At 58.8% G+C, this 23,199-nt stretch carries 19 protein-coding genes, 1 tRNA gene and 1 other RNA gene; 6 read left to right on the top strand and 15 right to left on the bottom strand.

The features are described 5' to 3' along the window. Positions 1–105: 105 nt before the first annotated feature. The 4 genes from FOT55_RS22350 to FOT55_RS22335 form a co-directional block, all read right to left on the bottom strand. Positions 106–235: non-coding RNA, RtT sRNA (locus FOT55_RS22350), on the bottom strand. Between the two features lie 34 nt (positions 236–269). Beyond that, positions 270–346: transfer RNA gene (locus tag FOT55_RS22345), tRNA-Pro, on the bottom strand. Between the two features lie 78 nt (positions 347–424). Beyond that, positions 425–2,206, bottom strand: a complete 1,782-nt coding sequence (yejM, locus tag FOT55_RS22340; protein WP_147824040.1) for an LPS biosynthesis-modulating metalloenzyme YejM — start codon at positions 2,204–2,206, stop codon at positions 425–427. Positions 2,207–2,215: 9 nt separating this feature from the next. Next, positions 2,216–2,443 carry a YejL family protein gene (locus FOT55_RS22335; RefSeq protein WP_004935782.1) on the bottom strand — a complete coding sequence of 76 codons (228 nt, stop codon included), beginning with the start codon at positions 2,441–2,443 and terminating at the stop codon, positions 2,216–2,218. Positions 2,444–2,653: 210 nt separating this feature from the next. On the opposite strand from FOT55_RS22335, the gene yejK reads away from it, so the two are divergent. Further along, positions 2,654–3,661, top strand: coding sequence for a nucleoid-associated protein YejK (gene yejK, locus FOT55_RS22330; protein ID WP_025303563.1), 1,008 nt, complete (start codon positions 2,654–2,656; stop codon positions 3,659–3,661). An 84-nt stretch (positions 3,662–3,745) separates the two neighbouring features. Here the strand turns inward: yejK and rplY are convergent, their stop codons facing one another. Both rplY and FOT55_RS22320 read right to left on the bottom strand, forming a co-directional pair. Continuing rightward, a complete protein-coding gene (gene rplY, locus FOT55_RS22325) occupies positions 3,746–4,030 on the bottom strand; it encodes a 50S ribosomal protein L25 (protein ID WP_004935776.1) in 285 nt (94 codons plus the stop codon). Between the two features lie 162 nt (positions 4,031–4,192). Beyond that, positions 4,193–5,950 carry a DEAD/DEAH box helicase gene (locus FOT55_RS22320; RefSeq protein WP_060433649.1) on the bottom strand — a complete coding sequence of 586 codons (1,758 nt, stop codon included), beginning with the start codon at positions 5,948–5,950 and terminating at the stop codon, positions 4,193–4,195. A gap of 318 nt (positions 5,951–6,268) precedes the next feature. Here FOT55_RS22320 and rsuA point away from each other — a divergent pair, with 318 nt between their 5' ends. The 3 genes from rsuA (at position 6,269) to FOT55_RS22305 (ending at position 9,159) form a co-directional block, all read left to right on the top strand. Further along, a complete protein-coding gene (gene rsuA, locus FOT55_RS22315) occupies positions 6,269–6,982 on the top strand; it encodes a 16S rRNA pseudouridine(516) synthase RsuA (protein WP_147824039.1) in 714 nt (237 codons plus the stop codon). 41 nt (positions 6,983–7,023) lie between these two features. Beyond that, on the top strand, positions 7,024–8,220 hold the full coding sequence (locus FOT55_RS22310; RefSeq protein ID WP_025303559.1) for a Bcr/CflA family multidrug efflux MFS transporter: 1,197 nt from the start codon (positions 7,024–7,026) through the stop codon (positions 8,218–8,220). 594 nt (positions 8,221–8,814) lie between these two features. Further along, a complete protein-coding gene (locus FOT55_RS22305; RefSeq protein ID WP_004935763.1) occupies positions 8,815–9,159 on the top strand; it encodes a YejG family protein in 345 nt (114 codons plus the stop codon). An 8-nt stretch (positions 9,160–9,167) separates the two neighbouring features. On the opposite strand, the gene yejF is transcribed toward FOT55_RS22305, so the two are convergent. From yejF to FOT55_RS22260, 8 genes are all read right to left on the bottom strand, one after another. Continuing rightward, positions 9,168–10,778: a microcin C ABC transporter ATP-binding protein YejF gene (gene yejF / locus FOT55_RS22300; RefSeq protein ID WP_147824038.1), complete on the bottom strand. Its 1,611-nt coding sequence runs from the start codon at positions 10,776–10,778 to the stop codon at positions 9,168–9,170. A gap of 1 nt (position 10,779) precedes the next feature. Beyond that, positions 10,780–11,805 (bottom strand): ABC transporter permease, encoded by a 1,026-nt coding sequence (locus FOT55_RS22295; protein WP_025303557.1) that lies wholly within the window; start codon positions 11,803–11,805, stop codon positions 10,780–10,782. Further along, the gene (locus tag FOT55_RS22290; RefSeq protein ID WP_147824037.1) at positions 11,802–12,893 is read right to left on the bottom strand and encodes a microcin C ABC transporter permease YejB; all 1,092 of its coding nucleotides are present in this window, start codon (positions 12,891–12,893) and stop codon (positions 11,802–11,804) included. The genes FOT55_RS22295 and FOT55_RS22290 overlap by 4 nt, the downstream gene beginning before the upstream one ends. Before the next feature lie 9 nt (positions 12,894–12,902). Then, positions 12,903–14,711 carry an extracellular solute-binding protein gene (locus tag FOT55_RS22285; RefSeq protein ID WP_147824036.1) on the bottom strand — a complete coding sequence of 603 codons (1,809 nt, stop codon included), beginning with the start codon at positions 14,709–14,711 and terminating at the stop codon, positions 12,903–12,905. An 89-nt stretch (positions 14,712–14,800) separates the two neighbouring features. Then, on the bottom strand, positions 14,801–16,387 hold the full coding sequence (locus tag FOT55_RS22280; RefSeq protein ID WP_025303554.1) for a cyclic di-GMP phosphodiesterase: 1,587 nt from the start codon (positions 16,385–16,387) through the stop codon (positions 14,801–14,803). A gap of 412 nt (positions 16,388–16,799) precedes the next feature. Further along, positions 16,800–17,375, bottom strand: a complete 576-nt coding sequence (mepS, locus tag FOT55_RS22275; protein WP_025303553.1) for a bifunctional murein DD-endopeptidase/murein LD-carboxypeptidase — start codon at positions 17,373–17,375, stop codon at positions 16,800–16,802. A gap of 410 nt (positions 17,376–17,785) precedes the next feature. After that, on the bottom strand, positions 17,786–18,496 hold the full coding sequence (locus tag FOT55_RS22265) for a phosphatase PAP2 family protein (RefSeq protein WP_025303552.1): 711 nt from the start codon (positions 18,494–18,496) through the stop codon (positions 17,786–17,788). Positions 18,497–18,574: 78 nt separating this feature from the next. Next, positions 18,575–19,549, bottom strand: a complete 975-nt coding sequence (locus tag FOT55_RS22260; RefSeq protein WP_025303551.1) for a CobW family GTP-binding protein — start codon at positions 19,547–19,549, stop codon at positions 18,575–18,577. A 318-nt stretch (positions 19,550–19,867) separates the two neighbouring features. Between FOT55_RS22260 and FOT55_RS22255 the strand changes: the two genes are divergently transcribed. Further along, positions 19,868–20,176, top strand: a complete 309-nt coding sequence (locus FOT55_RS22255) for a type 1 fimbrial protein (protein WP_004935734.1) — start codon at positions 19,868–19,870, stop codon at positions 20,174–20,176. A gap of 61 nt (positions 20,177–20,237) precedes the next feature. Here the strand turns inward: FOT55_RS22255 and FOT55_RS22250 are convergent, their stop codons facing one another. Beyond that, positions 20,238–21,710: a mannitol dehydrogenase family protein gene (locus tag FOT55_RS22250; protein WP_147824035.1), complete on the bottom strand. Its 1,473-nt coding sequence runs from the start codon at positions 21,708–21,710 to the stop codon at positions 20,238–20,240. A 293-nt stretch (positions 21,711–22,003) separates the two neighbouring features. Here FOT55_RS22250 and uxuA point away from each other — a divergent pair, with 293 nt between their 5' ends. Continuing rightward, a complete protein-coding gene (uxuA, locus tag FOT55_RS22245) occupies positions 22,004–23,194 on the top strand; it encodes a mannonate dehydratase (RefSeq protein WP_147824034.1) in 1,191 nt (396 codons plus the stop codon). The last annotated feature ends 5 nt before the right edge of the window (positions 23,195–23,199 follow it).

Below are 23,199 nucleotides of genomic sequence, written 5' to 3'. Positions count from 1 at the left end.
GCCCTGCCCAGACCTCCGCTAGCGCATGGGCCAAACCGGTGCGGCCTAATCCTCTCAATATGCAGACGAAAAAAAACCTGCTGTAACAGCAGGTTTTCTTAAATTTGGTCGGCATGAGAGGATTATGCGCATCTTCGATGCTTGCCCTGCGGGCCGTTGCTAAAGCAACGTGGTCTCACTACGTTCGGCTCAAACCTCCTTCGGAGATTCTCATCCTCTCGACGTGCAGACGAAAAAAAACCTGCTGTAACAGCAGGTTTTCTTAAATTTGGTCGGCATGAGAGGATTCGAACCTCCGACCCCCGACACCCCATGACGGTGCGCTACCAGGCTGCGCTACATGCCGACGCTATGAAAAATCATACTACCGATTCCCGATGTTAATGCAAGCGCCTCGCCACTTGATTGCTTTAGTTTTAAGCAGTTAGTTGGCGATAAAGCGTTTTACATCGGTCAGCACCTGCAGCAGCAGAGCAAGCTGCGGTTTCTCGTCTTTTATTTCATCGCCGTTCTGATCGTAGACGCGATAGTTACCGCTGTTGTCCAGCATCAGCGTTTGCGTTGGCGTGGTAATCACCAGCTGATTGCCATCGCCGGTGGCGATCCAGTCGTTGCGGCGCTGGGCGGTGAACAGATCTTCGCCCTGCGAATAGTCTTTCGGCGCGGTTTTCACGTGCAGCAACCGTTGCATCAAGGTGCGCATCACGTCGTTATGGCCGGTCAGCTTGCTGATGGTCTGCGCCGGGGTGCCCGGCCAGTGGATCACCAATGGCACCTGCAGTTGCGCCTGGTTGAAGGCAGTGCCGGCGCCCCATTGGCCTTTGCCGCTGTCGTTGAATTCGACGCCGTATTCGGCGGTGATCACCACCACGGTTTTGTCCAGCAGGCCACGCTGTTTCAGGGTATCCAGCACCTGGGCTATCTGGGCATCCACGTCTTGCGCGCCGGTGCGATAGCGTTGGATAAAATCGGCCGGCGCCGGGTTTTTGTCGCCTTCGGCCGGCTCGGCGCCGCTGAAGTTGATATAGGAGAACCACGGCTCTTTGCCGCCCTGATCCGTCAGCCAGCGCTGCCATTGCTGCGTGGTTTGCGCGTCGCTTTGCGGCGCCGGCGTCGGCAGCGAGAAGTCGGTCAACAGGGCCTGGCGGTACAGGCTGGCGTTGAAACCGTCGGAAGAGAACAGCCCCAGTTGGTAGCCCTGATCGCCGAGCGCGTTGAGCAGCGCCGACGGCTTGCGGCCGGCGAGCACGCTGTCCAGATAGGTCGGAGAAATGCCGTAGAACAGGCCGAACAGCCCGGTGTCGGCATGATTACCCGAGCTGTAGTGATCGCTGAAGCGCACGTTTTCCTGGGCGAAGCGCGTCAGCGCCGGCATGTCCTGCGCCACGTCTTTGGCGCGAATGCCGTCCACCACGATCATCAGCAGGTTATAGCCGCTGCCTTTATCGCCGTAGCTGAGATCGCTGAGCGGATACTCCACCGCCACCGCTTCCGGGTTGCCCTGTTGCATCAGGCGGCGCTCATACTCTTGCTGGTCGAGCAGGCCGTGTTTTTCGAGGAACTTGCGCGCGGTCATCGGGTACGAGAGCGGCAGATTGGCTCGCTGCATGGTGATCGGGCGATAGAAGTTGGCGTCAGCCCAAATGTAAATCAGGTGCGACGCGAAAAAGGCGCTGATAAACAGCGCCGCCAGCGGTTTGCCGAAGCGGCGGCGGTTCAGGCTGCGCAGCTTCTGCCAGCTCCAAGTGCCGAACAACATCTCCACCAGGAAGATCACGGGCACGCAGATAAACATCAGCTGCCAGTCGCGCGACAGCTCACTCTGGTCCGGGTTGACCACCAGATCCCACACCACCGGATTGAGGTGCAGGTGGAAATGGGAGAACACTTCGCTGTCGACCAGCAACAGCGTGAGCCCGATAGTGGCCAGCGCGGCGGAAATAAATCGCAGCAGCCGCTGCGACATCACCACGAAGGTGAGCGGGAAGATCACCAGCAAATAGCCGGCGAACACGATAAAGCTGAAATGTCCCAGCAGGCTGACAAAGGCATAGACCCGGCCCAGCAGGGATGCGGGCCAGTCGGTAACAAACAGGTAGCGGCTGCCCAGCCCAAGGGCGAGCAGGATGTTGAATAAGGCGAACCAGTGCCCCCAGCTGATCATCTGGGAGACTTTTTCACGATAACGCTGACGGTTTGTCACCATAAGTCAATATTAATGTGCTTTGTCTTCACGGACAGAAGCCTGCAGGGCTTCCGCGAACGATCTTGCCAGGGTTTTCCGCTGCGCGGGGGCAACGCTGGTGTTGATCAAATTAGTGACCATGTTGCCCAGCACCATCAGGGAAAGATCGGTGGGGGTATGGTGTTTTTCCAGAACATTGACCAGCTCTGAGAGCAGTTGTTCAACGTGTTCGTCACTGTAACGGGATGATTGTGGCATAAAATTGCGCTTAGTAATCTGCAAAGTGCCCTATCTTACCGTATAGGGCAGTGATTTTCCGCTCTTTTATCACTTCCTGTCATTTGGGGAAGGGGGCGCCCGTGGCGGGGCTGCTCCTCGCAGCGCCTTTCCGGTTTGCCGCGGTTTTTAGTATTGCAGGTCGGGGCCTTCAGTGTTTGAATACGCGCCTAAAGAACAGGAGGATTTACCATGAGTCTGGATATCGACCAGATCGCTTTGCATCAGTTGGTGAAACGCGACGAGCAAACGCTGGACGTGGTGCTGCGCGATTCCTTGCTTCCTACCAACGCGGCGGTGGAAGAAATGATGACGGAACTGCATCGCGTCTACAGCGCCAAGAGCAAGGCCTTAGGCCTGTTCAACGAAGGTAGCGAGCTGGCGGAAGCGCTGCGCACCTGCCGCAAGGACGATAAGGACTTTCTGGCCTTCAGCCGCGCGGCGACCGGCCGCCTGCGCGACGAACTGGCGAAGTATCCGTTTGCCGAAGGCGGCGTGGTGCTGTTCGGCCAATACCGTTATCTGGCGGTGGAGTACCTGCTGATCGCGGTGCTGAACAGCCGTAACAGCATGCGCGTCAACGAAGAGCTGGATATCAACACCACGCACTATCTGGACATCAACAACGCCGATATCGTCGCGCGCATCGATCTGACCGAATGGGAAACCAACCCGGAATCGACCCGCTATCTGACCTTCCTGCGCGGGCGCGTAGGCCGTAAGGTCGCCGACTTCTTCATGGATTTCCTGGCGGCGTCCGAAGGGTTGGACACCAAGGCGCAAAACCGCGGGCTGCTGCAGGCGGTAGACGACTACTGCGCCGATGCGCAGCTGGACAAGAACGAGCGCCAGTCGGTGCGCCAGCAGGTGTACAGCTACTGCAACGAACAGCTGCAGGCCGGCGAAGAGATTGAACTGCAGGCCTTGTCGCAGGAGCTGTCGCCGCTCGGCGAGAAAGACTTCATGCAGTTCTCCAGCGAGCAAGGGTATGAGCTGGAGGAGAGCTTCCCGGCGGATCGCGGCACGCTGCGCCAACTGACCAAATTTGCCGGCAGCGGCGGCGGCATCAGCCTGAACTTCGACGCCATGCTGCTGGGCGAACGCATTTTCTGGGATGCGGCCACTGACACGCTGACCATCAGAGGCACGCCGCCGAACCTGCGCGATCAGCTGCAGCGCCGGACCGGCAGCGGCAAGTAAGCGCGCCGAATCGCAGACAATAAAAAACGCCGCAATTGCGGCGTTCTTTATTTCGGCGTCCCGAAAGGTTCGAAAACGTAGCGATTAAACGCGAACGAAGTCGATGTGAGCCAGTTTTGGCTTGAACGGGTGACGCTGTACAGCCTGAACCTTAACTTTGGTTTCTTTACCGTCGATAACCAGAGTTACTGCTTCGCTGTAGAATTCTGGTTTAGCTTCCATGTTCTTAACAGAATCATGGTCCAATTCGATGGAAACTGCAGCTTCTTTGCCACCGTAAACGATAGCTGGGAATTTGTTTGCTGCACGCAGGCGGCGGCTCGCACCTTTACCCTGGTCTTTACGTACTTCTGCATTGATAGTGAACATTGTTTTTTCTCTTAAAAGAAAATTTACCCTGCTACAGGCGACCCAAGTAGCAAGTTCGGAAATCCGCTTTAACGCCGGGCAGGCCCAGGTAAAGCGCGCGGCATTTTAACGGAAAGCCGCCTGCAGGGCAACGAAAACCTGTCCAGATTGAGGACCGTTCGCTCAGGTCAATTGATTGGCGCGGCGGAAACGGCCTTGATAATCGAACACTTTCTCGCGCACCTGCCAAAACTGCCCGCGTTTGCGCGCCACCACGAAATCCGGATGGCGCAGCGCCTGCTGTTGCGCCAGCACGTCGGCGGCGGTGTGCCAGGCGAACGGCACGCCCGGTGCGCGCTGGTGCGGGCGCAGGAACAGCATCTCGAACGCTTTGCGCTGCGCCGGCGTCTGCAGGCGGAAACGCTCGCTGGTGCTGGTGCCGTCCTCGTCGTAATAGGTGGCCTTCAGCCATTCGCCCTTGTCATCGCGGCCGCTCTGCAGCTCCATGCCGCCGCAGCGCAGCACCAGCGCGTCTTTCAGCTTCAGCGCCGCCTTCAGCATGTCGTCGGGATCGACCAGCACCTCCTGACACTGATGGCAGCGGCGTGCGGCGATGTCGTTCTCCGCGCCGCAGTGCGGGCAGCTCTTGAACCGGAAGCGGTAATCGCACTGTTCGCGGTGGCCGTCGTCGTCTTCCAGCCACCCCTGGCAGCGGCGGCCGTAGTGCTCGATAATGTCGCCGTTCTCGGTGCACTTGCCCCAGAACAGATTGGCGAAGCCGCAGGCCGGGCAGAACACCTGCACCGGCTGGCTGTCGCCGTGCGGCTTGCTGACGCCGACCTCCGGCGTGAACAGATCGTGCGGGTTGCCGGCGTAGTCGAGGATCAGGCAATCCTTTTTGTCGGGCGCCAGCCGCAGCCCGCGCCCGACGATCTGCTGGTACAGGCTGACGGACTCGGTGGGGCGCAGGATCGCGATCAGATCGACGTGCGGCGCGTCGAAACCGGTGGTCAATACCGCGACGTTGACCAGATAGCGCAGCCGCTGCTGTTTGAACGCGTCGATCAGCGCATCGCGCTCGGCGGGCGGCGTTTCGGCGCTGACCAGCGCGGCTTCGCCGTTCGGCAACAGGCCGTGGATCTCGCGGGCGTGTTCGACGGTGGCGGCGAAGATCATCACGCCTTTGCGATCCTCTGCGTACTCCACGATCTGGCTGATGATGTGCGGCGTGACGCGGTTTTGCCGCTTCAGCTCGCGGTTCAGATCCGCTTCGCTGAACAGGCCGTTGCTCCTGGCCTCCAGCCGGCTGAAGTCATATTGCACGATCGGCATATCCAGCCGCTCAGGCGGCACCAGGAAGCCGTTCTTAATCATGTAGCGCAGCGGCAGCTCGTAGATGCAGTCGCGAAACAGACTGGCGCCGTCGCCGCGGGTGAAGCCATGGTAGTGATACTGGTAAATCCAGCCCTTGCCCAGTCGGTAAGGCGTGGCGGTCAGCCCCAGCAGCCGCAGCTGCGGGTTGGTTTTCTGTAAATGCTGGATGATTTGCTGGTACTGGCTGTCGTCGTCGTCGCTGATGCGGTGGCATTCATCGACGATCAGCAGCGAAAAGGCGCCGTCGAACAGCGGCAGGTTGCGCGCGACGGACTGTACGCTGCCGAACACCACCTTGCCGGCGCTCTCTTTCTGCTGCAGGCCGGCGGCGAAGATATCCGCTTCCAGGCCGTAGGCGCAGTATTTGGCGTGGTTTTGCGCCACCAGTTCCTTGACGTGCGCCAGCACCAGCACCCGCCCGCGGGCGCGCTTCGCCAGCTCGGCGATCACCAGGCTTTTGCCGGCACCGGTCGGCAGCACGATCAGCGCCGGTTCGGGGTGCCGCCGGAAATGGTTGATGGTGGCTTCGACCGCTTCCAGTTGGTAGGGGCGTAGGGTAAAGGCCATAAATGAACGCCGTAGGTTGGAATGGGCCGCCGGGAACCGGTTTTGTCACCTCTGTTCCCACAGAAACCGTGACATTTTACGTGCCGGGCGGCCGAAAAATTTCTATTATTATGCCTTCTGCGCGCGCGCGGTGCGAGAAGCGTGAAAATTACCCCTGTCGGGCAACGCGTTGTACCGCTATACTCGTGTGACAGCAATCGCTGTTCCCCCACGCGATTTCCCCCCTGAACCTGCCATTTGCACCCGGTGCAACGGCGGGCGTCATATTTTGGCAATACGATCAATGCGATCATAACAACGACAGGCAAAGCAGATCCCATGCGATTGGACAAGTTTTTATCTCAGCAGTTAGGCATTAGCCGTGCGCTGGTTGCGCGCGAACTTCGGGCTAAACGCGTCACCGTGGACGGTGAGGTGGTGAAGAGCGGGGCTGTCAAACTGACCCCGGAGCAAGAAGTGGCGTTCGACGGCAATCCGCTGCAGCAGCAGAACGGCCCGCGCTATTTCATGCTCAACAAACCGCAGGGTTACGTCTGTTCCACCGACGATCCCGATCATCCGACGGTGCTGTACTTCCTCGATGAGCCGGTCGCGTACAAGCTGCACGCCGCAGGACGGTTGGATATCGACACCACCGGGCTGGTGCTGATGACCGACGACGGCCAGTGGTCGCACCGCGTCACGTCGCCACGCCACCACTGTGAGAAAACCTATTTGGTGACGCTGGAGCACCCGCTGGCGGAAGACACCGCGCAGCGTTTCGCCGAAGGGGTGCAACTGCACAACGAGAAAGATCTGACGCGGCCGGCGACGCTGGAGCAGGTCGACGAGCACGTGGTGCGCCTGACCCTCAGCGAAGGGCGCTACCACCAGGTGAAGCGGATGTTCGCTGCCGTCGGCAATCGGGTGATCGCGTTGCACCGCGAGCGCATCGGCGCCATCGTGCTGGATGACGATCTGGCGCCGGGTGAATACCGCCCACTGACCGAAGAAGAGATCGCCAGCGTGGGCGCGCCGCACCTGCAGGACTGATAACCGATCATCGATTGCGGCCGATTAAGGAGTCGTGGAACGTGCAACAGAACCGAACCTCTCATCTCGGTTTGATTTTCATTCTGGGCCTGTTGTCCATGTTGATGCCGTTGGCCATCGACATGTACCTGCCCAGTATGCCGGTGATCGCCGCCCAGTTTGGCGTCGAGTCCGGCAGCGTGCAGATGACGCTCAGCGCCTATATGCTCGGCTTTGCCTTCGGGCAGCTGTTCTATGGGCCGATGTCGGACAGCATCGGCCGCAAGCCGGTGATCCTGTGGGGTACGCTGATCTTCGCCATCGCCGGCTGCGCCTGCGCCATGGCGCAATCGATCGATCAGCTGATCGGGCTGCGTTTCCTGCACGGTTTGGCCGCCGCCGCCGCCAGCGTAGTGATCAACGCCTTGATGCGCGACATGTTCACCAAGGACGAGTTCTCGCGCATGATGTCGTTCGTCATTCTGGTGATGACCATCGCGCCGCTGCTGGCGCCGATGATCGGCGGGGCGCTGCTGCTGTGGTTCAGTTGGCACGCCATCTTCTGGACCATGGGCGCCGCGGCGTTGATCGGTTCACTGCTGGTGGCCCTGTTCATCAAGGAGACGCTGCCGAAAGAACGGCGACAGCGGTTCCACCTGCGCACCACGCTGGGCAATTTCGGTTCGCTGTTCCGCCACAAACGGGTGCTGAGCTACATGCTGGCCAGCGCCTTCTCGTTCGCCGGCATGTTCTCGTTCCTCAGCGCCGGGCCGTTCGTCTACATCGAACTGAACCACGTTTCGCCGCAACACTTCGGCTACTATTTTGCGCTGAACATCGTGTTCCTGTTCCTGACGACGCTGATTAACAGCCGCAACGTGCGGCGGTTCGGCGCGGTCAAGATGTTCAAGCTGGGGCTGCTGGTACAGCTGGCGATGGGGCTGTGGCTGCTGGCGGTGAGCGCTGTCGGTCTGGGTTTCTGGGCGCTGGTGATCGGCGTTGCGGTCTATCTGGGGTGCATCGCGATGATCTCCTCCAACGCCATGGCGGTGATCCTGGATGATTTCCCGCATATGGCGGGCACGGCTTCTTCCTTGGCCGGTACGTTGCGCTTCAGCATCGGTGCGCTGGTGGGAGCGGTGCTGTCGATGGCGCCGGGCAAAAGCGCCTGGCCCATGGTCACCTCGATGGCGCTGTGCAGCATCGTGGCGGTGCTGTTCTATGTTTACGCCAGCCGGCCGCGCGATCGCGCAGCCTGACGTTCTCCCGATTCGGGGCGTTTTGCCCCGCATCGCCTTAGGGTTGCGCCTTGCCATTTCAGGGTGCAACTGGCAATGAAAAATTTGTTGCTAAATATACGCAAGCTAATTAATTGGCCGTTTTCCCCTCTGTGTGTTTTTTGTTAAAAAATTCCACCGCCGCATCGCCTAATATTCCTCGGGAGGCGCGGCGCTCTGTCGGCTGAACAGCGTGAGCTGTTTGTATTAGGATTGATATAAATCAAGCTATTAGAAGAGACAGTTGCGCTAACGTGGCGGGCTAAATGTTTCTTCATTGTAAAAATATGGCGACGGAAAAGTAGTCGCATTGCAAGAAAAAAGAGTTGAGATCGCTGCGGGAAAGGGTTACATATAACGCAAAAATGCGAGCTGAGTCGCAAAATGCCGTGAAATAACACCGCACGGCGCGCCAAAAAATGGCACGGCATCGGCAAGCACGGGGTCAGGTTAATGGCTAGCGGCAAAATTTACATTTAAATAACATTTGTGCGCGGCAGAGTCGGGAGTCAGCGGCTATAACTTAGTAACCCTGTCAGGTAAAAGTGTTTCACCTTTTCAATCTAGGGATTTCATGTGGAGAGTATCCAACTTTCGGTAGTGCATCGCTTGCCGCAAAGTTATCGTTGGCTATCTGGTTTCACCGGCGTGAAGGTCGAACCGATTCCGTTTAACGGAATAGACGAAGATAACAACCTGATTGGTCTGAAGTTACTCAGCCATGAAGGGGCCGAGGCCTGGCAGGTCATGCAACAGCTCAATCTGTCGCTGCAGGAGATTCAGGTCGACTGCGCGATTGTTGAATGGGAAGGGGAACCTTGCCTGTTCGTGCAGCGCAGCGACGAGAGCGCCACCATGTGCCGCCTGAAAAACGTCGGCGCCGCGATCGCCGAACCGCTCAGCGCGCAATACCCTTTCTAAATTCGCCGCTAGTCCGCCAACTGCAGCAGTTGACGGGTATAGTCGGCGGCGGGCGCCGCGAAAATCGCCCGGCAGTCTCCCTGTTCAACCACTTCTCCCTGTCGCAACACGATGACCTGGTGGCATAGCGAACGCACCACCTGCAGGTCATGGCTGATGAACAGATAAGCCAGCCGGTGGCGTTGCTGCAGCGATTTCAGCAGCGTCAGGATCTGCGCCTGCACCGATTTATCCAGTGAAGAGGTTGGCTCATCGAGGATCAGCAGCTGCGGCTGCAGGATCAGTGCGCGCGCGATGGCGATACGCTGGCGCTGGCCGCCGGAGAACTCGGTGGGATAGCGGTGGCGCAGCTGCGGATCCAGCCCGACCTCCTGCAACACCGCGATCACGCGCTGTTCCCGCTGCTCGGCAGTAAGCCGCTGGTGCACTTCCAGCCCTTCGGCGATGATCTGCTGCACGTTCAGGCGCGGGTTCAGGGCGGAATAGGGATCCTGGAAGACGATTTGCATTCGGCTGCGGTAGGGCAGCATCTGCTTCATCGTGAGCGGGTGCAGCGGTTCGCCGTCGAACCAGATGGCACCCTGCGAGGCCAGCAGGCGCAGCAGCGCCAGCCCGGTGGTACTTTTGCCCGAGCCGGATTCTCCCACCAGCCCCACGCTTTCCCCGGCGCGCAGCTCGAAACTCAATGACTTCAACGCATAGTGATAATCCACCGTGCGGCGCAGCAGGCCGCGTCGAATAGGGAAGCGCACCTGCAGATCTTCCACCTTGAGCAGCGGCCGCTCGTCGCCGGGGCGCCTGTTGGCTGCGGCAGGCAGCGGCAGCGGTTCACCGACGTCCTCGGCGGCCAGCAGCTGCTGCGTGTAAGGATGTTGCGGCCGGCTGAACAGCTGCGTGCGGGCGTTTTGCTCTACGCAGCGCCCCTGACGCATTACCGCCACGTTATCCGCCAGGCGGCGCACGATATTCAGATTATGGGTGATAAACAGCAACCCCATGCCCATCTCCTGCTTCAGTTCTTGCAGCAGCGTCAGGATCTGCGCCTGGATAGTAACGTCGAGCGCGGTGGTGGGTTCGTCGGCGATCAGCAGTTTTGGGCGGGTCAACACCGCCATGGCGATCATCACCCGCTGGCGTTCGCCGCCGGACAGCTGATGCGGGTAATCCTGCAGCCGGCTCTTGGCCTGACGGATGCCGACGCGTTCCAGGCACTCGACGATCTCTGCGCGCGCGGCTTCGCGCCGCAGGCCGCGGTGCAGCATCAACACTTCCGCCAGCTGTTTTTCGATGGTGTGCAGTGGGTTAAGCGACACCATCGGTTCCTGAAAGATCATCGCGATCTGATTGCCGCGCACCTTGCGCAGCGCCGCTTCCGGCGCATGCAGCAACGAGTCGCCGTTGAACAGGATATCGCCGGCAGGGTAAACCATCGGCGGCGCGGGCAGCAGGCGCAGTATCGACAGGGCGGTGACGCTTTTGCCGGAGCCGGATTCTCCTACCAGCGCCAGCGTTTCCGCCGGCGCGATTTGCAGCGAGAGTTCGTTGACCACCGGCGTGATGGTATCGCCCTGGCGGAAGGCGATGCTGAGATCTTGAATTGCGAGCAAAGGAGTGGCCATATCAATGCGCCTTGCTGGGGTCAAAGGCGTCGCGCACCGCTTCGCCGATAAAGATTAATAACGACAGCAGCACTGCCAATACCAAGAAGGCGGTGATACCGAGCCACGGCGCCTGCAGATTGTTTTTGCCTTGCAGCAGCAATTCGCCGAGCGACGGCGAGCCTATCGGCAGCCCGAAGCCGAGGAAATCGAGCGACGTCAGGGTGGTGATCGAGCCGCAAAGGATAAACGGCAGGAAGGTCAGCGTCGCCACCGTGGCGTTAGGCAGCATATGGCGGGACATGATCACGCGATCCGGCACGCCCATGGCGCGCGCGGCGCGGATGTAGTCAAAGTTGCGGGTGCGCAAGAATTCGGCGCGCACTACGCCCACCAGGCTCATCCAGCCGAACAGGATGGTGATGCCGAGCAGCCACCAGAAATTGGGCTGGACGATGCTCGACAACAGGATGATCAGAAACAGCGTCGGCATGCCCGACCACACTTCGATAAATCGCTGCCCCCACAGGTCGAAACGCCCGCCGTAATACCCCTGGGTCGCGCCGACGCACACGCCGATCAGGCTGGAAAACAGCGTCAACGCCAGGCCGAACAGCATCGAGATGCGAAAACCGTACAGCACCCGAGCCAGCACATCGCCGCCGTTGCTGTCGGTGCCCAGCAGGTTATGGCGCGAAGGCGGCGAAGGGAAGGGCACCTCGGTGGCGAAGTTGATGGTGTCGTAGCTGAAACGGATCGGCGCCCAGACCGCCCAGCCGTGCCGTTCGATCTGCCGCTGGACGAACGGATCCTGATAGTCGGCTTCGGTATTCAGTTCGCCGCCGAAGGCGGTTTCGCTGTAGCTAATCATAAACGGCAGGTATAACCGGCCTTCATAACGCACCAACAGCGGTTTGTCGTTGGCGATCAGATCGGCGGCCAGGCTCAGGGTGAACAGCACCAGAAAGATCCACAGCGACCAGTAGCCGCGGCGATTGCGGCGAAAACGCGCCCAGCGCGCCTGGTTGATCGGGCTAAGGCGGCTCATTGGCGGGCCTCGAAGTCAATGCGCGGATCGACCAGGGTGTAGGTGACATCGCTGAGGATGTTCAACAGCAGGCCGATCAGGGTGAAGATATACAGCGTGCCGAACATCACCGGGTAGTCGCGCTGCAGCGTGGCGTCGTAGCCCAGCAGCCCCAGGCCGTTGAGCGAGAACATCACCTCAATCAGCAGCGATCCGGTAAAGAACATGCTGATAAAGGTGGCCGGAAAACCGGCGATCACCAGCAGCATGGCGTTGCGGAACACGTGGCGGTACAGGATCTTTTTTTCGTCCAGCCCTTTGGCGCGGGCGGTGGTGACGTACTGCTTGCGGATCTCATCAAGGAACGCGTTTTTGGTCAGCATGGTCAGGGTGGCGAAGCCGCCGAGCACCGTCGCCAGCACCGGCAATGTGATGTGCCACAGGTAGTCGGCGATCTTCGCCGGCCACGAGAGGGTGTCGAAGTTGCTGGACACCAGGCCGCGCAGCGGGAACCAGTCGAGGTAGCTGCCGCCGGCGAACAGCACGATCATCAGGATAGCGAACAGGAAAGCCGGAATGGCGTAGCCGATGATGATCAGCGTGCTGCTCCAGGTATCGAATGCGCTGCCGTTGTGGACGGCCTTGCGGATGCCGAGCGGGATCGACACCAGATAGATGATCAGCGTGCTCCAAAGGCCCAGCGTGATGGAGACCGGCAGGCTCTGGCTAATCAGTTGCATCACCGAAGCGCCGCGAAACAGGCTGTCGCCGAAGTCGAAGCGCATATAGTTCCACAGCATGGTGAAGTAGCGTTCGTGCAGCGGTTTGTCGAAGCCGTACCGTTGGGTGATCTCGGCGATCACCTCCGGATCCAGGCCGCGCGAACCGCGATATTGGCCGTCGCCTGCCGCGATGCCCGTCCGGGCATGGCCCAGGCCTTCGCCGACACCGCCGCTGCCAAAACCGCTGCCGTGCCCCAGCTCGATGGCGGCGATGGCCTGATCCACCGGGCCACCGGGCGCGATTTGCACGATAAAAAAGTTGATGGTGATGATCGCCCACAGCGTGGGGATCACCAATAACAGTCTGCGTATCAGATAGGCCGCCATTCCGACTCCTTATTGCCGCTGAGCCGGTAAGCGCGCCGCCTTGTTGACGTCGTACCACCAGTTGTCGAAGCCAATCGCATAGGCCGGGCGGATCGACGGCGTGGAGAATTTGTCCCAATAGGCATAGCGATCGTGGTTGGAGTACCACATCGGCAGCATGTAGTTGTTCCAGGTCAGCACCCGGTCCAGCGCGCGGCCGAGCGGCAACAGGGCTTTTTCGTCGCCCTGATGGGCAGCGATTTGCCTGACCAGGCTGTCGACCGCCGGGTCCTTGACGCCGGCCGTGTTGTAGCTGGAGTCGATGTACTGCGAATCCCACAGGATTTGCAGATCGGCGCTGGGGAACGGCATCGCCATGTACACCGTCGACATCATGTCGAAATCACGCTCGCGCATGCGGCGGGTGTACTGCGAGGCGTCAATCTCGCGGATTTGCATCTCGATGCCCAACCGCTGCAGGTTGTGGCGAAACGGCAACACGTACTGGAAGTTGCTGCCGCTCAGCAGCATCAGTTCAAAGGTGAACGGCTGGCCGGTTTTGGCATTGACCAACTTTTGATTTTTGACCACCCAACCGGCTTCTTTCAGCAGTTGGGTCGCCTTCAGCAGGTTTTGCCGATCGTTGCCGCTGCCGTCGGAGGAGGGCGGTTGGTAGATGCTGGTAAACACCTCTGGCGGTATCTGCCCTTTGAGTGGCGCCAGCAAGGCCAGTTCAGCGGCGTCCGGGTAGCCGCGGGCGGCGTAGGCGGTGTTTTGGAAATAGCTGTCGGCGCGCTGATAGGCGTTGTAATACAGCGCTTTGTTCATCCAGTTGAAGTCGAAAGCCAGGCCGATCGCTTCCCGTACCCGACGATCGGCGAACAGCGGTTTTTGCAGGTTAAACGCCAGCCAGCGGGTATTCTGTGCCGCCTGATTGGTTTCGTCCTGTTTGATGATGTAGTTGCGCGCGAAATTACCGCCCTGATACTGGGTGGCCCAGCTCTTGGGCGACGGCTCGATGCGGAAATCATAAGCGCCGGCCTTGAAGGCTTCCAGCGCCACTTTATCGTCCAGGTAATAATCGTAGCGAATGCTGTCGAAGTTATAGCGGCCGCGATTCACCGGTAGGTTGGCGGCCCAGTAGTCGCGCACCCGCTGATAGGTGATGTACTGGCCGAGGCGGTAATCGCCGATTTTGTACGGGCCGCTGGCGAGCGGCGGGGTGCTGAGCGGTTCGTTGAGCTTATGGTTTTTCCAGAAGCTTTCCGGCAATACGCGCAGGCTGAGCAGGCTGAGGATTTGATCGCGATTTGCCTTAGGCAGCTCGATGCGCACCGTCAGCCGGGAAATGGCCTTGACCGTGACGCCTTTGTAAAAGGAGCGAAACTGCGGTACGCCTTCGGTCATGAATTTATTGAAAGTAAAGGCCACGTCGGCGGCGGTGATCGGGCTGCCGTCCTGGAAGCGGGCGCGGGCGTTGATATCCAATTCCATCCAGCGCATGTCGGCCGGGAAACGGGCCGATTCGGCAATCAACGGGTAATAGCTGCCGGGTTCGTCGTCGGAGTTGGTGAACAGCGTATCGTACAGCTCCATCGTGCGCTCGCCGGGTACGCCGCGGGTAGCGAAACGGTTGAAGTTGTCGTAGGTGCCGATGGCCGCCAGCCGTACGTCGCCGCCTTTGGGCGCCGCCGGGTTGACGTAGTCGAAATGGCTGAAGTCGGTGGCGTATTTCGGTTCACCGAGCAGGGCGAAAGCGTAGCTTTCGTTGAGGGCTTCGGCCTGCAGACCGAAACTCAGTGCCGAGAGCACCAGAGCAGCGAAAATGCGCACGGACATCGGACGGTAAGCTCCTGCTGTGGAATAAGGTACAACCTGCGCCCAGCATAACATTCTTCGGGTGGGCGCAGGGTAAAGTTGCCTAAAGATTAACTATTTTTTTCCTGATAATCAAAGACCTGATTAGCATTGCAGTAAGCGACGAAATCATCGATGCTCAGCGGCTTGCTGAAGTAGTAGCCCTGCATGAAGTTGACGCCGTGTTCTTGCAGGAACTGCATCTGCTCGGCGGTTTCCACGCCCTCGGCCACCGTCAGCATTTTCAGCTTTTTCGCCAGCGAGATCACCGCATCCAGCACCGGCGCGGTGACCGTATCCTGGCCGATGGTGTTGACGAAGCCGCGATCGATCTTCAGGTAATCCATGGTGAAGCGCTCAAGATAGATCAACGCGCTGTGCCCGGTGCCGAAATCGTCCACCGCGATCTCGATACCCTGTTTGTGCAGCCAGTCGAACTCCGCCAGCGCGCTCTCTTCTTCCACCATGCCGCGTTCGGTGATTTCAAACACCAGCGTAAAGTAATCGCCCGGCAGCTGCGTCAGTAGTTCATACACGTCCTGATGGAACGACGGCGCGCTAAGGTGGGCTGGGGAAATATTGAGACCGACTTTGCCTCCCCGTGGCAGCGCTTTGGCGAGCTGCGGCGCATCTTCGGCGATCAGCCTGAACAGATGGCGGGTAAGCGGCACGATCAGCCCGTTGCTTTCGGCGTAGGGGATAAAGACATCGGGCGGGATGCGGCCCTCGAGCGGATGCTGCCAGCGGATCAGCGCTTCCAGCCCACCAATGCTGTTGCTGTCGGTATGGAACACCGGCTGGTATTCGATAAAGAACTCGTTGCGCTTGATGCCGCGCAGCAGCGCACGCTCCGGGCTTTGCCGCAACAGCAGCATATAGTAGCAGAGCACGCCAATCATCAGTGACAGCACCAGGCTGCCCAGCAGCGTCAGGCGAATGTCATTGGGCGTCAGTTTCTCGTTGTAGAACAGGATGGTCAGCGGCAGATTGGGCATCGTCAGGGTATCCGCCTTGCCTTTCGGCAGTTGATCGACCGGCATCAGGTTTGGGCTGAAGGTGGTCAGGGCGCGGTTGCCCATCACGATGGCGATGCCCGGCGCCTGTTCGTCATGCGAGGTGAACAGTAAGTAGGGCATCAGATCGATGTCCAACGTAGCGAGGATGCCGGTGGCCTTTTCGCCGGGATGCCGCAGCCAAACCGCAACCGCCGGTTTGTTCGGTACGATCGGCGTGCCCTGCTGCAGCTTCAGATCCAAAGGCAGATCCCAGTCGATTTCCTGGTAGAGATTTTTCATCGGCAACATCATGTCACCGGTGGCGGAAGAGCAATAGGCGTAGCCGCCTTTTACCAACAGGAAGGTGCGCACGCCGCTGGTAAAGGCCGCTTGGTAGGTAATATCCGACTGGCTGGAGAGGCAAGGCTTGTCCAGCAGCGGCATCATTTGCTGCATCACTGCCGTCAGGTGCGAGATATAACCCAGCGTGAATTTTTGCGTACGCGCTTCGACCTTGTGTTGATATTGCGTGCGCTGGTGGTTGATCAAAGAAAGCGTGACCGCAGTGAAGAGCGTAAAAAATACCAGGGCAGCGACACCGCTTTTAGCCAGGCTGCGCTGTCGGTGAGACACGCTGCGGGCAAAAGCTCTTTTCAAGCCCATAACCGAGTCCTCTGCAACCGGGCGTCAGGGGTGTCGCACAGCCAGTTAATGGATTGTGCAAACGGCTTTTTTTTCATTTTTGACTTTTTATCCCGAACCAACCGGCGGCGCCGTTTAAATACGCGACGTCGCCGACAGAAATATAATGCGCCTATTTTAAGCGGAAACGTTTTAAATAACGCCGGGGCGCCGTTGCCGTCATCTGACGATAATAGGCGAGTTTTTCCTCGATGGCGCGATTTCCTGCCAACAGTTTATCAAAATAACGACGTGCGGCAGTGTTAAGTGGGGAACGGTGACGATAAGGCAGGGATCAATCTTGATGATACCCATTTGACAGCCAAAAAAAACGCCGCCCGTAGGCGGCGCTTATCGCTCGTTTGGTATTCAGGATCTTCAGGGCGTTGCGCCGTCAGCCGTTGGTCAACACTCGGCGTGCTTCTCGATAACGTTTATTCCAATAGTTATCGGTCAGCTTGGAAATCATGACGCCACTGCTGGTAGAAGCGTGAACGAACTGATCGTTACCTAAATAGATGCCGACATGGCGCCCGGTAGAACCGGCGCGGAACAGCACTAAATCGCCGGCGCGCAGCTTGGTGCGCTGGATTTTCTTGCCGAGATCTTCCTGTTCATAGGTAGAACGCGGTAAATCCATACCGAACTGTTCGCGGAAGGTGCGCTGTACAAACGCCGAGCAATCGATGCCGCGCTTGGTGTCACCGCCTAAGCGGTAGCGAACGCCTTTCCAGTCCGCGTACTGATCCATAATCTTTGACTTGACGTCAACGTTGCGGACCATCGCTTCGAATTCATCCTGAGAGGCTTGCAGTAAAAGACCGTCTTTGTCATTAACTGCACGCATCTCAGTTTGTGCGTTATTCAAGTTCGAAGTGTGAGTCGAGCTGCACGCTGACAGCATAACCGCAGCGGCAATTGCAGGGACTACCCGCAAAAAATATCTCAGAAACGGTTGAGATTTGACCATTGTTGTTGTTTTCCCTTGAAGTCCTTAACGACGAAAGTCGCTACCTGAAAAATGCCAAACGGAACGAGCCTAGTCCGCACCTGTTGCATCGACAACCAGTTACCGTTGAAAACGTGCGAGAACGCACATTTTTATCGGATTCCATACTGATTCGACTTAAACCAGGCACAAACGCATCTGAGATTACCGGAACAAATAGGGGATTGCGAGCCTTTTTCCCGTCTTTTTTATATGAATTTGTGATGTAACATAATGTAAATCTTCATATAAAAAACGCCAATTGTCCGATGTATGAATCTGGCGTGAAATCAGGTTGCAAAAGCGTTAACGACTGGTGGCGACATTTTGCGCTCGGCGAAGGGGGAAAGGCCGGGAGGCGGGCACCTCCCGGTATGAGTCATAAATGCATATTATGGTTGGCTGGGACGGTGCTTGCCGGGCAACAGGCGGTTCAACCGATCGACGATCCAGTCGCTGCAAGGCGTCATCAGCACCCAGCTGGCACCAACCAGCACCACGGACAGCGAGCCGACGGCGATATCGGTAAACCAGTGGGCGCCAATCATCACGCGTGGCAATGAGAAGACCAGCGTAATCAGCAGGGCGATGGCAAAGGCGCCGCGGCCGAAATAGCGCAGCATAAAGCAGGAAAAAATAATCAGCATCATGCCGTGGTCGCCGGGGAAGCTGTCGCCGGAAGCGTCCTTAGTGGGGATGCCGGTCAGTTCGCTGACGCGATTGATATTGTCAAAGGTCAGGGTGGGGCTTGGATGCTTCACCGGCAGCAGATGGCCAAGCTGGTTCAGCACCACGGCGGTCAGCAGCATCACCACGCCGGTGATCACCAGACGGCGGCGGCCGGCGGCGTCCTGCTTCAGATAAAAGTACAGATACAGCAGCCCCATGGCGAGCAGCGAGATCGCGTCGAACGCGCGGTTGTTGGTGATGGCGACCAGGTGCAAAAACGCCGGGTCGGTGGCCAGATGGCGGTTAAAGAAGAAGAAGATCGCCGAATCCAGGGTAAACCAGCCGCCGTGATTGGCCGGCAGGAACCAGGACAGAAACAGCGCAACGCCCAGTAAATTGAAGAAGAGAATGAAGGGTAAATTGCGGCGTGTCATGACATAAACCTGTTGGAAAAATGAAAACGAAACAAAACCCGGTTGCCCTGCGACAACCGGGGGGCAACGGTACGGGGTTTAACTTAAACGAATCTTAAACAAGGCGGATTGCAGGGCGTTCCAATCGGCATTTTCGCTGTGGATCAGTTCAATTCGGCTGTCGAGCGGTGCGAGCGGGCGGGTTTCGATGTTGAGATCCTGCCCCTGGCGATTGATCAGCAATGTGCCTTCGGGGATGCGCACCACGCCTTTGATTCGTTCGACCGGCGCCAGCCGCACCCACTCCATGAAACCGACGGTATCGAACCGGGTGTCGCCGTCAAAAATCCAGCCGCAGCTGGTGAAGCCTTGCCCTTCGTTCAGCGCTCGCCGCCAACGGGCGTGTTCCGGCAGCCGCAGCGCCGCCAGCCCCTGCTTTTTCGCCTGACCATGATGATGCTGCGCGTCCGGCAATTCTGTACGATTTGTGCGAGGAAGTGACAACAGCGCGACATCTGCTTCGCCTTGCGCGATGGCGTAGCAGGGCCGCTGCAGCGAATCTTGCGCCCTCCAGGCTTCCAGCGCCAGTCTGTCTTGCGGTTGATAGGTGTCGTTTTTGCTGGCCAGAATAACGTCGGCCGCGGCCAGCTGATCGCGGAAATTTTCGTTGTCGCGGTAGCGGGGTTGGCTAAGCTGGCGGGCATCCAGCAGGCACAGCGTGGCCTGCAGATCGATCCAGCCGGCATAGCTCTCCTGGGTCAGCAGCGACAGGATTTGCTTCGGGTGTCCTAGCCCGGTCGGCTCGATCAGCAGCCGGTCCGGTTTGGCCTGTTGCAACAGCATATTCAAGCCCACCTGCATCGGCAGGCCGTTGACGCAGCACATGCAACCGCCGGGGATCTCTTTGAGCACCGCGCCGCTGTCTGCCAGCAGCGCGCCGTCGATGCCGATCTCGCCGAATTCATTGACCAATACCGCCCAGCGTTCATGTTCGGGTTTATGAGCCAGCAAATGGCGGATAGTGGTGGTTTTACCGCTGCCGAGGAAACCGGTAATCAAATTGGTTTTGGTCATTAATCATTCCTGGCGCAAAAATTAACCTGCTTAATAAATGAGTTACGCAGCCGTATCGGTGAAACGACCGCGATTTAATTTGTGCTCTATCTCGCAAATTTTGCACGTCACCCTGCGCTTTTCAACCGATAAAATCCACCTTTCTTTGCAAGAAAATTCTTAGATAAAACCCTGTATTAGATACGGTTAACTTTTGTTAGTAGCTTGTTTTTACATTGTTAATGACGCGATTAACGATCAAATCCTGTCCCTTTCCTTGCGATTATTCCTAACAAGATCCTCTATGGTTAAATTGGCTTAACTAAAAATGAGGTTGCCATGAATACCTTTCGGTTATTTTTGATCGTAGGAATGTTGTTTTCATGGACGGCAGTGAGTCAGGCAGGAGTGGCCGGTGGGGTAATTCGCTTCGTCGGCTCTATCGTTGAAAGTCCTTGCACGGTCAAGATTGCAGATTCTAAGGCGAATACGCAATGTTACCGCAACGGCCAGCATTATCAGGCCCAGCAAGCGTTGTCAGGTTTTGATACTACACGCAAAGAACTTCCGCTGAATCTTGGCACAACCGAAATGAAGTGGGTAGACCAACAGAAGAAACTTGCTGTTATGACGGTCGTTTATCGTTAAGTCGTTCCGCCATGCCGGCGTAACGTTACGTCGGCATGGTTATTCTCAGCCTGCAGGCACTTCACCGCTTCACCCACTCCTTCACCGTTTCACGCGCACCGCGATCGCGCAGTGACAAATAGGCTTGCGTCACTGCGTCGGTAAACCCCCCATGCGTCGCCAGCGCTTCGCCGAACACCGGTTTGAGCGCCAGCAGCGCCGTTACGCGCCGCCGATCGTCCGGCGTGGCGGCGACAGTCTGTTGCAGCACGTCTGCCAGCGGATCGCGAATGTCGATCGGCTGTCCGGCGTCATCGACGCCGCCGATGTAACGCATCCAGCCCGCCACGCCCAGCGCCAGCCCGCTATAGTCGCCGCCGTGCCGCAGATGCCAGCGCACGGCATCCAGCAGACGCTGCGGTAGCTTCTGCGAACCGTCCATGGCGATCTGCCAGGTGAGGTGTTGCAGCGCCGGATTGCTGAAGCGCGCGATAAGCTGTGCGGCGTAGTCGGCCAGACTGATGCCGGTGACGCTCAGCGTCGGGGCCTGTTCGTCCAGCATCAATCGCAGGGCGGCGCGACGGTAGTGCTCATCCGCCATGCACTCGTTGATATAGCGGTAGCCGCCCAGGTAGCCGAGATAAGCCAGGAACGAGTGGCTGCCGTTCAGCATGCGCAGCTTCATGTGTTCAAACGGCAGCACATCGCTGACCAACTGGGCGCCGGCCAGCTCCCACGCCGGGCGTCCGGCGACGAAGTTGTCTTCCACCACCCATTGAATGAAGGGCTCGCAGGCGATAGCGCATTCGTCGCGCACGCCGCCCAGCGCGGCGGCGATCTCATCCAGCGTAGTCGGCGTGGCGGCCGGCACGATGCGGTCCACCATGGTGCAGGGGAAGGTGGCGGCGGCGGCGATCCAATCGGCGAGCGACGGATCCCGCGCCTGCGCCAGATCGAGCACCGCCCGGCGCAGCACGTGGCCGTTCTCCGGAATATTGTCGCAGGAGAGCAGGGAAAAGGCGGGCAGGCCGCGTTCGCGCCGCAGCCGCAGCGCCTCTACCACAATGCCGGGCACGGTCTGCGGCTGATGCGGCGCCGCCAGATCGGCGACGATCCCCGGATGCTGCCAATCCAGTTGCCCGTTGCCGGGCTCGATGCAGTAGCCTTTTTCGGTGATGGTCATCGAGACGATTGCCACCTGCGGCTCTGCCAGCTTCTCCAGCACTGCGGCGATGCCCTCCAGCTTGCGGTGCAGGCTTTCATGCACCGCGCCGATCACAATGGCCTGATGGCCGTCCGCGCCTTTCTCCAGCACGCTGTACAGATGATCCTGCTGCCGCAGCGCCTCAAACAGCGGCACGCCGCCAGACAGGCTGATTTCGCAAATGCCCCAGTCGCCGCCCTGGGCGTTCAATACCCGATCCGTCAGCAGCGCTTGATGTGCGCGGTGAAACGCGCCGAAACCCAGGTGCACGATACGGCTGCGCAGGGCACGGCGATCATAGTTCGGTTGCCGGACGGTGCCCGGTAGCGGGGTGTTGGCGATCGTTTTCATCTCATCTCCAAAGCGTGTAGGACAGCTGGCGGGCCACTTGCATCAAGTTAGCGGACCAGTTTGCCGCCGTATGGGCAGGGTGGCGCCGGCGATAAAAAACTGCGACCAGTCTAGGTCTGTAGACAGGTTAAAGGAATTGGTCAGTCCAAAATAAGCCAAAATCGTGAAGTGGATCAACCAATGCGCGGTTCACTTTTGACAGCGCGTTGCGAAAGAGTACCTTAAAGGTAACTGATATCTACGTTAAACTGGTATAACAGCATCGCGATGCGAGACAGGCATAAGGACAAAACATGGAACAAACATGGCGTTGGTATGGCCCGAACGATCCGGTCTCTTTGGATGATGTGCGTCAGGCCGGGGCGACCGGAGTCGTGACGGCGCTGCATCATATTGCGAACGGCGAAGTCTGGCCGATTGATGAGATCCGCGCGCGCCAGACGTTACTGGCGGAAAAAGGACTGGTGTGGTCGGTGGTGGAGAGCGTGCCGGTGCATGAGGAAATCAAAACTCACAGCGGTGACTGGCAGCGGCATATCACCCATTACCAGCAGACGCTGCGCAACCTGGCGGCCTGCGGCATCGATACCGTCTGCTATAACTTCATGCCGATCCTCGACTGGACGCGCACCGATCTGGCCTATTCGCTGCCGGACGGCGCCAAAGCGCTGCGTTTCGATCAGATCGCCTTCGCCGCGTTCGAGCTGCATATCCTGCAGCGCGCCGGCGCCGAGGTGGACTATACGCCGCAAGAGCGCAGTCAGGCGGCAGCCTATTTCGCCGCCATGAGCGAGGAGGAGAAAGCCACGCTGACCGGCAATATCATCGCCGGCCTGCCGGGAGCGGAAGAAGGCTATACGCTGGATCAGTTCCGCCGCCGCCTGGCGGAATACGACGGCATCGACAAGGCGCAATTGCGCGAAAACATGGCGATCTTTCTGCGCGCCATCGTGCCGGTGGCGGAAGAGGCCGGCATCCGGCTGGCGGTGCATCCCGACGATCCGCCGCGGCCGATCCTCGGCCTGCCGCGCATCGTCTCCACGATTGAAGACATGCAGTGGCTGAAGCAGACCGTCGACAGCATTCATAACGGTTTCACCCTGTGCACCGGTTCCTACGGCGTGCGCGCCGACAACGATCTGGTGCGGATGATTGAAACCTTCGGCGATCGCATTCACTTCACCCACCTGCGCGCCACCTGCCGCGAGGAGAACCCGAAAAGCTTCCACGAGGGGGCGCACCTGCAGGGCGATGTGGACATGGTGGCGGTGATCGAAGCGATCCTGACCGAAGAGCTGCGTCGGCAACGGGCCGGCGATCGGCGGCCGATCCCGATGCGCCCCGATCATGGGCATCAGATGCTGGACGATTTGAAAAAGAAAACCAATCCGGGCTATTCGGCCATCGGGCGGTTGAAAGGGCTGGCGGAGCTGCGCGGCGTCGAGCTGGCGCTCAAGCGGCGCTTTTTCCCGGAATTGCCGTAGCGGAA

The sequence above is a fragment of the Serratia bockelmannii genome, from assembly GCF_008011855.1.
GTDB lineage: Bacteria > Pseudomonadota > Gammaproteobacteria > Enterobacterales > Enterobacteriaceae > Serratia > Serratia bockelmannii.
Note: the sequence above shows the minus strand (reverse complement) of the source record. Positions and strands in the feature narration are given on the sequence as shown.

Coding starts and splice junctions, on each gene's coding strand:
- FOT55_RS22290 (WP_147824037.1), bottom strand. CDS start 12,893: ATGGCGGCCTATCTGATACGCAGACTGTTATTGGTGATCCCCACGCTG.
- rplY (WP_004935776.1), bottom strand. CDS start 4,030: ATGTTCACTATCAATGCAGAAGTACGTAAAGACCAGGGTAAAGGTGCG.
- yejK (WP_025303563.1), top strand. CDS start 2,654: ATGAGTCTGGATATCGACCAGATCGCTTTGCATCAGTTGGTGAAACGC.
- FOT55_RS22285 (WP_147824036.1), bottom strand. CDS start 14,711: ATGTCCGTGCGCATTTTCGCTGCTCTGGTGCTCTCGGCACTGAGTTTC.
- FOT55_RS22280 (WP_025303554.1), bottom strand. CDS start 16,387: ATGGGCTTGAAAAGAGCTTTTGCCCGCAGCGTGTCTCACCGACAGCGC.
- rsuA (WP_147824039.1), top strand. CDS start 6,269: ATGCGATTGGACAAGTTTTTATCTCAGCAGTTAGGCATTAGCCGTGCG.
- mepS (WP_025303553.1), bottom strand. CDS start 17,375: ATGGTCAAATCTCAACCGTTTCTGAGATATTTTTTGCGGGTAGTCCCT.
- FOT55_RS22295 (WP_025303557.1), bottom strand. CDS start 11,805: ATGAGCCGCCTTAGCCCGATCAACCAGGCGCGCTGGGCGCGTTTTCGC.
- FOT55_RS22335 (WP_004935782.1), bottom strand. CDS start 2,443: ATGCCACAATCATCCCGTTACAGTGACGAACACGTTGAACAACTGCTC.
- yejF (WP_147824038.1), bottom strand. CDS start 10,778: ATGGCCACTCCTTTGCTCGCAATTCAAGATCTCAGCATCGCCTTCCGC.
- FOT55_RS22255 (WP_004935734.1), top strand. CDS start 19,868: ATGAATACCTTTCGGTTATTTTTGATCGTAGGAATGTTGTTTTCATGG.
- FOT55_RS22265 (WP_025303552.1), bottom strand. CDS start 18,496: ATGACACGCCGCAATTTACCCTTCATTCTCTTCTTCAATTTACTGGGC.
- FOT55_RS22320 (WP_060433649.1), bottom strand. CDS start 5,950: ATGGCCTTTACCCTACGCCCCTACCAACTGGAAGCGGTCGAAGCCACC.
- FOT55_RS22260 (WP_025303551.1), bottom strand. CDS start 19,549: ATGACCAAAACCAATTTGATTACCGGTTTCCTCGGCAGCGGTAAAACC.
- FOT55_RS22250 (WP_147824035.1), bottom strand. CDS start 21,710: ATGAAAACGATCGCCAACACCCCGCTACCGGGCACCGTCCGGCAACCG.
- uxuA (WP_147824034.1), top strand. CDS start 22,004: ATGGAACAAACATGGCGTTGGTATGGCCCGAACGATCCGGTCTCTTTG.
- yejM (WP_147824040.1), bottom strand. CDS start 2,206: ATGGTGACAAACCGTCAGCGTTATCGTGAAAAAGTCTCCCAGATGATC.